Source organism: Candidatus Protochlamydia sp. W-9 (assembly GCF_001950615.1).
Classification (GTDB): domain Bacteria; phylum Chlamydiota; class Chlamydiia; order Chlamydiales; family Parachlamydiaceae; genus Protochlamydia; species Protochlamydia amoebophila.
This window is the reverse complement of record NZ_BCPZ01000391.1, coordinates 1-12,559: the sequence shown is the minus strand read 5'-3', so window position 1 is coordinate 12,559 and position 12,559 is coordinate 1. Positions and strand designations below refer to the sequence as shown.

Below are 12,559 nucleotides of genomic sequence, written 5' to 3'. Positions count from 1 at the left end.
ATTTAGATTAAAAAAAATTAAATTATATTTTAATATTTATTAATATTATATTTTTTAAATTATTTTTAATTTTATAATTAATTATATAAACAGTTTTTAATAAAAGTTTAATTATGACTAGAAATAACAAAGTAATTAATGAAAGTTTAATAGACGAGTTAATGAAGCAAGATGATGGCGTAAATCTCAACTCGCCTTTTCCTATTGCAAGTCAATTGGAAGCTCGCCGTAATTACTATGCTCAAATCATCGAAATGAGCTGGTTCAAAGAAAGAATCAAAACAGGAATAGAAGCTTTAGTAGATGAAAATGAAGATTTCATGAATGTTAATTTGACAGAGCAAATATTTGGCACAACTATTCCTCCTTCCACGGTAAACCATCTTGCCATTTTTGCCATTGGTAAACGGCATCTTGAAACGGATCATTTTCAAACAAGTGCCGGCATTTTTACTGTATTAGCTATGCTAAAACCCTTGATTCCGTCTTATTGGTTTTGCTTAGGGTTATCGGAACAAAATTGTGGAAACTATGAACGTGCGATTCGCAGCTTTAAAACTGCGCACGATCTTGATAAAAATGATCTGTTTTCTAGCCTTCTCGAAATAGAATGTTGGCTGGAATTAGGCTATGATCAGGAGGCGGCACTACGATTCGAAAATATTGATAAACAGCTTCGAGACGGCTCTAATCTCTCCACAAATCAAGCTATATCTTTACAAGCTCTAAAGCAAAAATTAGAGCGAAAGATTCAGCAAATGAAAAATAAAAAAATACTTATATAATTGGGAGAAAAACATGCAACCTGAAGATGTAAGTAATAGCCATCACGTATCGTCTTTGTCATTAGGTGCATTTTCCTACACCTCCCTCATCGATGAGCCTGGTTTCGAGGAAATATCTCCGCATAGAAACCTTGAAAATATACTTAGCACCGTACCAGATTATGATGAAGCAGAATATTTGCACCCCTTAATATTTCGCATCGCAGCCGAACATTTACCCTTAATTCCAAAAGATTTTTCTCCAGAAGAAGCTTATGAGTTATTAGAAAAATTATTTATAGATGTGAATTCACAAGATCTAGGAATAGAATTAAATTTCAATGATTTAAAAGAAATCCTTCTCAAGAATCCAATAGATAATGACTCATTTGAGGCAGAAATTGTGTCAACTTATGAGACCTTATTTGAACTAGCTGAAATTCAAATTCAAACAAACTATTTTTTGTCTTCACATGCACTTACTCCAGAATCATCCCAAATTATCCTTGGCCAGGTCTTTACTGAAGCCACAATTGACATAAAAGCAAGCAAAAAAACTGCAAATAATGAAAAACTGATCCTTAGTCATATGGGGGCTTACCCTCAAAAAAATGATTATCAAGCAAAATTAGACATTTTAGCTCAATATTATGAGAAAAATCCAAAGCAAGCTGTCAAGCAATTTAAAAAACAAATAAAATCGCTTATTAAGCTAAATGCAATAATGAAAGAACATTATTCTGTACTGAATATTAACCTTTTAGGAAAAGAAACTCTTAATCGTATGTTATTATCTAATCCTGAATTTACAAAGTTTTTACAAAATCCAGATTTAATCAAAGCCATTATTGCAATGGAAGTCATTGAAAGTATGAAAATTACAAACCCTCAAGAGGAAGAAGCACAGAGCATCGCTAAGGAAAGCAATAAGCTCTATATTGGTTTTTCCACAAGGGTTAGCACCGTGGTGCGCTTTTGCCTGCAATCACATCCAAATTCTTTATACCTGATTGTCCCCAACGGTAAAAAACTTGATCCTAATTATCTCAAAAAAGATGAAATGACGAGAAAGAATTTATTAAAGATGACACAAGCTGTATATAAAACAACTCCAAAGAACGTTTCTTCTTCTAATCGTCTTTTGAAAGCTAGTTGCTTTGATGCAGGCTACCAACCACAAAATTGGAATAACCAACTTTTTATAGAATTTTCTTCATTTTGCACCAATCTAAAACAAAAAACTTCTGTTGAATTGAAGAAATTCGCAGAAACAAGAAAAGATTTAAGCGGATGGGTTGAAAGACAAGGGCCTGAAGAGTGTAAAGCAGGGATGAAGCTGCTATTTGAACAATCTGGTATCTCAACAGAAATGGAACTAAAAGAGGTTGTTAAACGCTTAGCTTATTCTCCTGCATGGCTTCAACCTTTGATTGCTCATTTGTGTTTAGATCGTTTGCATTTTGGTGCTATCATGATGCTTGGTGATAACGAAGAAATGCTCATTCAGCTAGCGGATCAAAAGATTAGCTGTGCTGACTTGTTTTTGGCTGTCGCTGACTATTTACATCACGAGGGTGTAAATAAAGGTAACGCCATTGCTGCTGAAGCTCTTTTTTCTCGAATGGCTCTTGTGAAAGATTATGGAATAGAGGAATTAGGCTGGTATGAGTTTATTCCCACCAAAAGTCCAATTCTTCAAGAAATAGAAGATAAATTTGGTCCTACTACAACGCAAAATTATTTTGAAATGATCTTCTCTTTAAATAGTCAACTAAAAGGACTTACTTCAAAATATGGAACGCTAGAGAAAATCGTAGGGGCAGACGATAAAGAACTCGCTAAACGTTTGACGTTATTACAAGGGCTACTGACATCCAATCCACATGAAATTATTCAAGCAATCCACAAATATCACCAAAATCCCATGTTTCAATATATGGGTCCTTTAAAATTCATTTCATTTCTTGCTCAAAGCCATGCAAACCTTCCAGAAGAAAAAAATGTTCATGGACTCACTTCTCGTCAGCGCGTTGCTTTATATGGATATACGACCGGTGATTATGCAATCATTAATCCTGCGATGAGAAAAGCAAAAGAAGGCAAAATAGAGGATCCTGGGCTAGCGGCTTATGTTTCTGATGCATTGAAAGGAATGTTGAAGCTTCCTGATTTTCAATCGGAGGAAGACTCTGTTCACCTAGAACGATCTATTTTTACGGAACCTCCAGATAACCCTCTTTGGGGGCAACAAACATTCATAAAAAACAATGTTTTTAAAGATTTTGCTTTTGTCAGTACAACTCCTAAGTCGAACGTGAAAGGTGCGTGGAACTTAACTTACACAAGTACAAAAGGTGCAAAAGATGTAGGTCGTTATTCTGCGTGGCCTGGCGAAAACGAAATACTTATTCTTCCGGGAATTGAGTATATTGTTGACGATGTGGATAAAAACAACGTTATTTTAAAACTCAAAGAAGATTGATTTGGCACTGCACGGATTAGTGAACTTTACTTTAATTTCTGTCTAAATTCCTATTCCATTTAGGAGCTAAAAACTTACTTAAAGCTTAACCGTTGACAGATGCTAAGATTTTTAAGAAGGGAAAACCCGCTTACGCTTTCTTAAAATCTTAGCTTCTTACTTATGCAGTCACGATATGACAACGGTTAAACATGTGGCGTAAGGACTGTATGGTCTCCAACTCGGCATTTTTAATAATCACCTTCTCTAGGTTTGGACAATTTTCTAAAACCGCCAGATTTTTTAAAAGAATACACCCCGTTAGATCAATCGTTTTCAACTGCTTAAATGAAGTGGCTACTTCTTCAATACTTTCTAATGCTAGGCAACCACTTAAATTCAAATGCTTAATATGTGTCAATTTTGAAGCTCCTCCTAAACTATAAAATTTGGGAGCATTTGTAAGGGTTAAGCGTGAAAGGTTAACAAGATTGGTAAATGGACTCAAAGATTGAATTTTGGCTTGATCCACCTCAGACTCATAAAAATCTCGAGATACGAGCTTAAATAACTTTATCAACTGATTATTGTTTAATTCACAAACTTTGCGATTGCCTATAATTTTCACACAATGCTGAAGGATAGGTTTCAGGCAGTTCATTTTAATTTTCGCTCGAAATTCTTTCAGCAGACCTTTCTTTTTTATTAAATCTATGGCTAGATTTACTGAGGCATCGATACAAGATTGGCGAATTTCTGACAAATCAAGTCCATCAGTTTGTATAGAATCGAGGGAATCCCAGAACTTGACTAAATCTGAAACACTTAAAGTAGATATCAATTGTAAGCAAGACTTTTCCAGCGTCGCTATCTGATGCTGCTTGGTAAAAAGATAAAATTCTAATAATGTATTTTTATCGAGCAACTCAATGAAATTATTTTCAATTTTTTCTTGAATTGAAGGGCCAATCTCTAAATCATTTGCTTCTAAAACAAGATCTCGGGCTTTCTCAACTTTTTTTGTATTTTTGAAAACACCCGTTTGAAGCGCTTTCACTATTTTGCGCCCTGCCTCTGGATGAGGAAGATCTAGCTTCAACTCTCCCACAGCAGTTGTACTGGAATTTAAATCCATTTTTGCTAAAAATTCTGATTGCGCACAAATCTTCAATTTATTCACAAGAATCGCTTTATCATTAATTACCACTCTTGCATTGGGATTGAGTATTTTGAAAATGTTGTGCTGCTCAAACCAACTGAAGTTTTGTTTAAAAATTTGACGAATATCTTCAGACGTTTCAGTAGAAATTTTTTCGCTGCTATAAACAGAATTAAATTCGACAACTATTAATTCTGTCAATTTAAGGTGTGACTCTAACGCATTCTTGGGAATTTGATGAAAAAATTTAACTAAATCAGTAAAATTATTATTTTGCGAACTCGCTGCATCTTCATTATCTAAAAAATAACTAAAAAGTTCTTCATCCGTTGTTGCTGAAGTAACTTGGGTTGCTACTCGTGAAGGCAAATAGTTGATTAAAGAGTTCATCGCTTAGTCTCTTTGTTATAAAAATTTTAAAGATTAATAAACTTTTAGCAAAAAATTTAATGAGAAAATGTGCTAGCAATAAATATAATATTGCAAAAAATCAATATTTATATATGAATTCGATTTTTATTTTACTTTATTAATAATAAAAATGCAATTCTATTTAGATTTTAAGAATAAGTATAGTATTTAATTTTAATTTTTAAAAATATTTTGCGTCAAACTAGTTAAAACTACTTCAAATCATATGAATCAATTTGCCTCTTTCTAAGTATAGTTTCCCCCTCTATTACAGTTATTTCAGGAACTTGGCAAACCTAAAAATGATTAAGATTAAGTTGAAACGCTTGTCATTTTAAGGAGAAATAGCTAATTAATCAGCTACTTTCCCTTAAAATGACAGTGTTTAGCCATACGAGACAAACGTTAGCCACTACAGCTGAGGCAATCCAAAGAACAAGCAATTTCTTGTTGTGGCTGCTCATAGTTTTGATTAACGGTAAATTTTATTGCTTCCGCAGCAGCTTTAATTCTCAAATAATACATACCTGTTTTTAATCCTTTTTTCCAGGCATAAAAATGCATAGAAGAGAGCTTTGCAAAAGTTGGGCTTTCGACAAATAAGTTTAACGATTGAGACTGGCAAATAAAAGGTCCTCTATCAGCAGCCATATCTATCAAAACTTTTTGCTTAATTTCCCAAACAGTTTTGTATAGCTCTTTGATTTCAGATGGAATTTCTTCGATCCCTTGAATAGACCCGTTAGCAGCTAAAATACGTTGTTTCATCTCCTCGTTCCACAACCCTCTTTTCACAAGATCCCGCATCAAATGCTTGTTCACAACAATAAATTCTCCAGATAAAACACGCCGTGTATATAAGTTTGAGGTATAAGGCTCAAAACACTCATTATTTCCTAAAATTTGTGAAGTTGAGGCAGTCGGCATGAGCGCCACAAGTAAAGAATTGCGTATTCCGTGGACAGCTATTTCAGTTTTTAATGCTTCCCAATCCCAATTTGTGCTAGGTTTGACATTCCACATTTCATATTGTAAAATTCCCTTAGAAATCGGTGATCCTTCATAGCTAGGATATGTTCCTTTTTTTTTAGCTAAATCTTTAGAGGCTGTCAAAGCTCCAAAGTAAATAGTTTCAAAAATGGCTTGATTTAACGCTTGCGCTTCTTTTGAATCAAAAGGCATCCTCAGCAAGATGAAAGCATCTGCAAGACCTTGTACTCCAATTCCTATCGGTCTATGAAGCAAGTTTGAAGTTTGCGCTTCCACAATAGGATAACTATTTTCATCAATAATTTTATCTAAATTTCTTGTGATCACTTGCGTAACCTCAAAAAGTTTTTGATGATCAAAATGACCGTTAATAATGAACCGTGGTAAAGCAATGGAGGCTAAATTACAAACAGCCGCTTCATGGGGTGAAGTGTACTCTATAATCTCTGTACACAAATTGCTTAACTTAATTGTTCCTAAATGCTTTTGATTAGATTTATAATTACAGGCATCCTTAAAAAGCATGTAAGGGTTTCCTGTTTCAATTTGAGATTCCAAAATTTTAAACCATAAATCTTGTGCTTTAATTACCTCTCGAGCTTTTCCTTCTTGTTCATAAAGACAATAGAGATGTTCAAATTCTTCTCCCCAACATTCATGAAGATTGGGTGCTTCATTAGGACAAAAAAGCGACCAAACACCATCTTCTTCCACCCGTTTCATAAAAAGATCTGGAATCCAAAGAGCTGTAAAAAGGTCGCGTGCTCGTAATTCTTCTTTTCCGTGATTCTTTCTTAAATCTAAAAAAGCGTAGATATCGGCATGCCAAGGTTCAAGATAAATGGCAAACGATCCTTTCCGTTTTCCTCCTCCTTGATCAATATAACGCGCCGTATCATTATACACGCGAAGCATAGGAATAATTCCATTAGAAATTCCCCCCGTTCCTCGAATATAAGAGCCTGTCGCACGGATATTATGAATGCTTAAACCGATTCCCCCTGCCGCTTGAGAAATTTTTGCACATGCTTTTAACGTGTCAAAAATTCCTTCAATACTATCTTCTTTTACTTGCATCAAAAAACAAGAAGACATTTGTGGATAAGGTGTCCCGGCATTAAATAAAGTAGGTGTAGCATGGGTAAACCAACGCTCACTCATCCAATGATAGGTTTCAATGGCTGCAGAAATATCATTTTTATGAATCCCAATGGATACTCTCATGAGCAGATGTTGAGGCCTTTCGATGACTTTTCCATTAATTTTCAATAAATAAGAACGCTCTAGCGTCTTAAAACCAAAATAGTCGTAACCAAAATCACGATCATAAATCATTGTTGCATCTAAAATTTCGGCATGATTTTGCACGATTTCATATACATCCTCAGCAATTAAAGAGGCTTTTTTCCCTGTTTTAGGATCGATATAATGGTAAAGTTCACCGATCGTACGTGCAAATGATTTATTAGTGTTCTTTTGTAAATTGGAAATAGCAATCCGTGAAGCGAGTAAAGCATAGTCAGGATGCTTTACAGTTAATGAAGCTGCCACTTCGGCAGCTAAATTGTCTAATTCACTTGTTGTAACGCCATCAAATAACCCTTCTATCACTTTCATAGCAATCAAAACTGGATCGATATGCACTGAATCTAGCCCATAGCAAAGCTTGAGAATGCGAGCTGTAATTTTATCAAATTTAACTTCTTGTTTACGTCCGTCTCGTTTAGTAACAAACATGATTTACTCCCTTAAAAATCTTCGTGAATGGTAAATACATGATTTTCTTTCGTCGACATCACTCCTGATTTTTGATATTCTGATACCCGCCTTTCGAAAAAATTTGTTTTCCCCGGCATGGAAATCAGATCCATAAAATCAAATGGATTGTCAACGTTGTACAACTTAGGAGATCCAAGTGCAACCAGAAGGCGGTCAGCAACAAATTCAATATATTGACACATGAGAGTGGCATTCATTCCAATTAAGCGAACGGGAAGTGCATCTTGTACAAATTCCTTTTCAATAGCCACTGCATGCGAAATAATAGCCTGAAGCGTTACTAAAGGAAGTTTATTGTTAAGCTGAGAATAAAGCAGGCAAGCAAAATCACAATGAAGCCCCTCATCTCTTGAAATTAGTTCATTAGCAAAACTTAATCCAGGCATTAACCCTCGTTTTTTAAGCCAAAAAATAGAACAAAAACTCCCTGAAAAAAAGATTCCTTCCACAGCAGCAAAAGCGACTAGACGCTCACTAAAACTCCCTTGTGAAATCCATCGCAATGCCCAGTCAGCCTTATTTGAGATGCATGGGATTGTTTCTAAAGCTTTGAAGAGGTGATTTTTATCAGTAGGATCTTTAATATAAGTATCAATTAGCAACGAATATGCCTCTGAATGAATATTTTCCATCATAATTTGAAAACCATAAAAACAGCGCGCTTCCGGATATTGCACCTCACTCATGAAATTAACGGCTAAATTTTCATTGACAATTCCATCACTGGCTGCAAAAAATGCTAGTATGTGTTTGATGAAATATTTTTCATCGTTGTTAAGCTTACGATCCCAATCTAAAAGATCAGAAGATAAATCAATTTCTTCTGCTGTCCAAAAACTCGCTTCTGCTTTTTTGTACATTTGCCAAATCTCGGCATGATTAATAGGGAAAAGAACAAAACGATCTTTATTTTCTCGCAATATAGGTTCAGTCACCTGCATAAAAAATTCCTTTTAAATTAAAGCAATACAGTTCCATCGCTATTTTGAAATAGCATGAGTACATTAAAAAAATGACAAAAGGGAAAAGAGCGTGCAAGAAATGAAAAAGGTTGAAAAAACCTAAAATGCGCTGCGTGCTTTTTCCCATCCTGTCTTTAACGAGACAGTTCACTCAAGCTTTATTAAGACTTGAATGAGGATGAGTAAGATAAAGCAGGTCTTCTGACTCCGAGATCATCCTTAGGTCCTAACCTTCCCGCTAAAAAACGCAAATTTTGACTCTTGCGTGATAAAAAAGCAGTGGTGATAAGAAGAGACCTTTGTCACTCGTTACAGCGGCGTCACCGTACGGGATTTGCACCCGTTTCCCTATTCTCCTTTAGCCGTAACTAAAGGCACTTTATCTAGTAACCTAAGTTTAAAGTTTATTTCTTGAAATTTAGATGATTTCTTGAAAAATTAATGATCCGCAACTAAGCAAATTTTTTTCATAGAGGAATCAAAAAATTTAAGCAAAAATTTCAAACTTCGGTTAATAACAACATGTTGTTTTTAAAAACACAACATGTTGTATGCTCGAAATTTTTACTATAATGGAAGAGAATAGTCAATCAATTTTCATCATTGACAGGGAAGTACTTGATTAGCAAGGCAATAACCTAAAAATTTAGATCAATAGTAAATCGCTGTGTCCTGGTCGATTAAGAATATAAAAAGGTTTTTGCTCAGGCTTCACATTTTGATCAAAATAAATAATTGGGCGATGCTCGGAACTTCCTGTACTTTTTTCTTCCACTCGAATCCAAGCAATGGATTGTTGAAAAAGTTGACCGATCGCATAAGCATCTGCCAGATTGCCAAATAAAGCAGGATTATTAGGTTGGTCTGTACGGATTTTATCCTGAAAATATTGTAATTCATCCCCAGTTTCACTGTAAGAAAAAACTTCCCCTAACAAGATATGAGAGCAAAATTCAGGCAGCATCTGCCTATGGGTTACTAAATAAAGAGCAGAAGCTGCTTTCAAGAAGACAATCATTTCCCGATTAAAAGTCTCACTTTGACAACAAGCTAGAATTTTTTCTTTGATATTTTCTTTTGTACAATGAGCTACAATCTGGCTTAATTTCACAAAGTTGGAAAGAAAACGCTGTTGAATTTGTTGACCGATAAGTAAATGCAAAGCACTATTAGACTTTTTGGTTTCCTCTTGCATCCAATTTAAAACTCGCAGCAAATGTTGACAGAATGTATGAAAATCCTCAAGGGGATTATTTTGCAAAATGGCCTGCAGCATTAAACCAATGCAAAGTACACGTGAAGTACAATCTCCATCGCCTCTAATTCCTAAAAATAATGCCTGCTTAAGAATCGGCTTATCTTCTTGAATTAAAGCCTCTAAATTCTGTCTGATGCAAGCTCGAGGAAACTTATATTCAGCGCTAATCCAATCGATAAAAGGTTTATTACGATTAATTTCCCGTTTTTCTTTTGACATATTATCTAAGGGAGAAATATTCCATTTCTCAGCTAACAAATGGGATAAATCTTCCAAAGCTGTCTCTGAAATACTATTAATGGGAGAAGGGGATGGGATGGGTGAAACTGTGGATTGTATTGCAACATTCATCACTGGATACGTGGCTGCTAGCGCCTTATCATCTAACTGTATTGATGTTGAGGGTAGATTCAAATGTTGATCAAAATGAGTTTGGCTATATTGAGAAGGAATAAAAGTAGTTTGATGAAAATTTACTAAATATTTGTAAGCCCGTTTTAATACATAAACAAGGGCGCAAGCAGTGTGAATAATTCCCACTGCTAAAATACCCATTGCTAAAGAAGAAATCCTATCTCTTCGCCGCTGATTTTCAGTTGGAGCTTCAGAAGGAAAAAGGTTATAGTAATTAAAAAAGGTTGGATAATTTTGAATGCACATATTCTTTTTCTTATTTCCTTTTTTCTTGCAAAATTTTTTTGATGATTTTATTTTAATAAATTATTATATAAAATTGATTAAATTTGTAATAATAGTTTATCAAATAAATTAATAATATAATTTCTTTCAACTCATGATAAAAAATTAATAACTTCCCATCTCATCTTAACTTTTCCAAGCTTAGAAGTTCTTTCTGCTATTCATGATTTTGACATAGGCAATAAAAATCATTTAACAAAGTGGGAAGCCACTGTTATTCCACTTTCTCTTCAGCATTCATCAGAAATTTCTCGAATACATCTATGGTTAGAAGATTAGATCAAGAATGCAAAAAAGACAAATCCGCTCGATTTTTTATTAGATCAGAAACAAAACAGAACTTAATCATTGGTTTTTGTCATTTCACACAAATTTTTCGAGGACCTTTCCAAGCCTGTTATTTAGGTTACAAGATCGATTATGAATATGAAAGTCAAGGACTCATGTTTGAAGCATTAGAAATGTCAATTCGATATATTTTTGAAGAACTCAACCTCCATAGAATCATGTCCAATTACATGCCTATGAATACGAGAAGTGCAAAGCTTTTAAATCGATTAGGATTTGTGATTGAGGGTTATGTCAAAAACTCTCTTTTAATTAACCACCAATGGAAAAATCACATCCTCGCAGCTTTTTCTGTAAAAGAATGGCGCAGCCTAAAAGTACATATCCGCAGAAAAAAGATTATTGATAATTTTTGGTAGTGCTAAATAGGTAAGGCTCTCAATTGTCTATTGTGATCACAAATAAAATATTTTATTAACTAATATGGGATATGCTAACGACGAAAAACAAAATGAATTAAACAAAAAAATATATTTTAGTATCAATGCAGGTACAAGCATATCTAGAAAAATAAAAAATTTCAAATTCCATATGGGGTACTATGTTGGGGCAGCAATTGGCTATAAACTGTCCGATTTCCGTTTTGAATTAGATTCATCCTTTCAAAGATTTCTTGAAAAGAAAACAAACCATACTTATGTGGTGCGTGGAGGAAAAAAATTTAAAGAGAGCATATCACTCATCACTAATGTGTATTATGATTTTGATGTTGACTTTCCTCTCAGGCCATATATAGGAAGAGGATTAGGTTATTATCAATCTAGAGGCCATACGCAATGGCAAAGATTAGATACGTTCTTATCTTCGCGACTACGTTTTAAAAATAAAGGATTAGTATGGCAAGCAATCGCTGGATTAAAATATTCCCTTTGCCGAAATACCGAGCTCGGTATTGAATACCGCTTATTACAGCAAGAAAGATACCCTGTATTACAAAAAATTGGTTTAACTTTAACACGTTATTTTTAATTTTTACATTTAGAACAAGTCAAAATCCGACTTAGCGAGTAAGCAAAGTAATAAAACTTCGAAGAAGTAGCCTTTTAAAAAGGCCACTTCCATATGTTTTTAGCTATAAGAATTATAAAAAATTGCTTAGATCGCATTCCTTTTTCAAATTATGCTCGATTTGAATTGCCTAATAAAACATGTTGAGCAAATTAGAGTCTATCTTCCTCTTAATAAAGATTTGGCCGCCATATATATATTATAAATTCTTTTTTCATTTTATCTTTAATAAAATTTTTAGTTACCATCGTTGAATCAATTTAGCCTAGAACAAAATAATCTTATTAAATATAATTGCTATTATTTAACTAATCATCTTTTCTTAATAAAGATAGAGGCTTTATGCAGATTTCTTTAAAATCCCCTATAGAAGCTTTACCTGAAGAAACGAAGGTTGCCATTTTTAATCATCTTAAGAGCCCAAAAGACCTCGCGATGGCTTCTTTAGTCAGTAAAGCATGGCAACAGCTAGCAGAGGATCCTTCCCTATGGAAAGCCCAGTTTTGTCGCCAATGGAAAAATCTGACAGCCTCGACTCGCCCTACCTTAAATTCAAATTGGAAGAAAATTTATAAAAAAAAACATCAAATTCTAAAAGAAGTCAGACGTAACAAAGCCACATTATGTGAAGATCGATGTAAGCATGACACCTACCAATTACCTGGCTTTGCAGCAGGTGGAACTGTTAAATTAAAAGTAGAAAAAAAAGTGGCTTTCATC

Annotated in this window: 9 protein-coding genes and 1 riboswitch; of the genes, 5 read left to right on the top strand and 4 right to left on the bottom strand. The window is 34.3% G+C overall.

The features are described from left to right. The first annotated feature begins 113 nt into the window (after nucleotides 1-113). Nucleotides 114-785, top strand: a complete 672-nt coding sequence (locus BU804_RS10670; RefSeq protein ID WP_075884051.1) for a tetratricopeptide repeat protein — start codon at nucleotides 114-116, stop codon at nucleotides 783-785. Nucleotides 786-798: 13 nt separating this feature from the next. Then, a complete protein-coding gene (locus BU804_RS10665; protein ID WP_075884050.1) occupies nucleotides 799-3,246 on the top strand; it encodes an ADP-ribosyltransferase in 2,448 nt (815 codons plus the stop codon). A 160-nt stretch (nucleotides 3,247-3,406) separates the two neighbouring features. Here the strand turns inward: BU804_RS10665 and BU804_RS10660 are convergent, their stop codons facing one another. The 4 genes from BU804_RS10660 to BU804_RS10645 all read right to left on the bottom strand — a co-directional run bounded on the left by BU804_RS10660 (nucleotide 3,407) and on the right by BU804_RS10645 (nucleotide 10,444). After that, on the bottom strand, nucleotides 3,407-4,774 hold the full coding sequence (locus BU804_RS10660) for a hypothetical protein (protein ID WP_075884049.1): 1,368 nt from the start codon (nucleotides 4,772-4,774) through the stop codon (nucleotides 3,407-3,409). 426 nt (nucleotides 4,775-5,200) lie between these two features. Continuing rightward, nucleotides 5,201-7,522: a ribonucleoside-diphosphate reductase subunit alpha gene (locus tag BU804_RS10655; RefSeq protein WP_075884048.1), complete on the bottom strand. Its 2,322-nt coding sequence runs from the start codon at nucleotides 7,520-7,522 to the stop codon at nucleotides 5,201-5,203. Nucleotides 7,523-7,533: 11 nt separating this feature from the next. Beyond that, the gene (locus BU804_RS10650) at nucleotides 7,534-8,505 is read right to left on the bottom strand and encodes a ribonucleoside-diphosphate reductase small subunit (protein WP_075884047.1); all 972 of its coding nucleotides are present in this window, start codon (nucleotides 8,503-8,505) and stop codon (nucleotides 7,534-7,536) included. A 195-nt stretch (nucleotides 8,506-8,700) separates the two neighbouring features. Next, nucleotides 8,701-8,923, bottom strand: a riboswitch (cobalamin riboswitch). Nucleotides 8,924-9,172: 249 nt separating this feature from the next. After that, the gene (locus BU804_RS10645; protein ID WP_075884046.1) at nucleotides 9,173-10,444 is read right to left on the bottom strand and encodes a hypothetical protein; all 1,272 of its coding nucleotides are present in this window, start codon (nucleotides 10,442-10,444) and stop codon (nucleotides 9,173-9,175) included. 302 nt (nucleotides 10,445-10,746) lie between these two features. Between BU804_RS10645 and BU804_RS10640 the strand changes: the two genes are divergently transcribed. The 3 genes from BU804_RS10640 to BU804_RS10630 all read left to right on the top strand — a co-directional run. Continuing rightward, nucleotides 10,747-11,190, top strand: a complete 444-nt coding sequence (locus BU804_RS10640) for a GNAT family N-acetyltransferase (RefSeq protein ID WP_079988714.1) — start codon at nucleotides 10,747-10,749, stop codon at nucleotides 11,188-11,190. Between the two features lie 64 nt (nucleotides 11,191-11,254). After that, nucleotides 11,255-11,800: an outer membrane protein gene (locus BU804_RS10635; RefSeq protein WP_075884044.1), complete on the top strand. Its 546-nt coding sequence runs from the start codon at nucleotides 11,255-11,257 to the stop codon at nucleotides 11,798-11,800. Nucleotides 11,801-12,181: 381 nt separating this feature from the next. Then, nucleotides 12,182-12,559 (top strand): F-box protein (locus BU804_RS10630; RefSeq protein WP_143299000.1); only part of this gene is annotated, 378 nt, incomplete at its 3' end.

Coding starts and splice junctions, on each gene's coding strand:
- BU804_RS10670 (WP_075884051.1), top strand. CDS start 114: ATGACTAGAAATAACAAAGTAATTAATGAAAGTTTAATAGACGAGTTA.
- BU804_RS10665 (WP_075884050.1), top strand. CDS start 799: ATGCAACCTGAAGATGTAAGTAATAGCCATCACGTATCGTCTTTGTCA.
- BU804_RS10660 (WP_075884049.1), bottom strand. CDS start 4,774: ATGAACTCTTTAATCAACTATTTGCCTTCACGAGTAGCAACCCAAGTT.
- BU804_RS10655 (WP_075884048.1), bottom strand. CDS start 7,522: ATGTTTGTTACTAAACGAGACGGACGTAAACAAGAAGTTAAATTTGAT.
- BU804_RS10650 (WP_075884047.1), bottom strand. CDS start 8,505: ATGCAGGTGACTGAACCTATATTGCGAGAAAATAAAGATCGTTTTGTT.
- BU804_RS10645 (WP_075884046.1), bottom strand. CDS start 10,444: ATGTGCATTCAAAATTATCCAACCTTTTTTAATTACTATAACCTTTTT.
- BU804_RS10640 (WP_079988714.1), top strand. CDS start 10,747: ATGGTTAGAAGATTAGATCAAGAATGCAAAAAAGACAAATCCGCTCGA.
- BU804_RS10635 (WP_075884044.1), top strand. CDS start 11,255: ATGGGATATGCTAACGACGAAAAACAAAATGAATTAAACAAAAAAATA.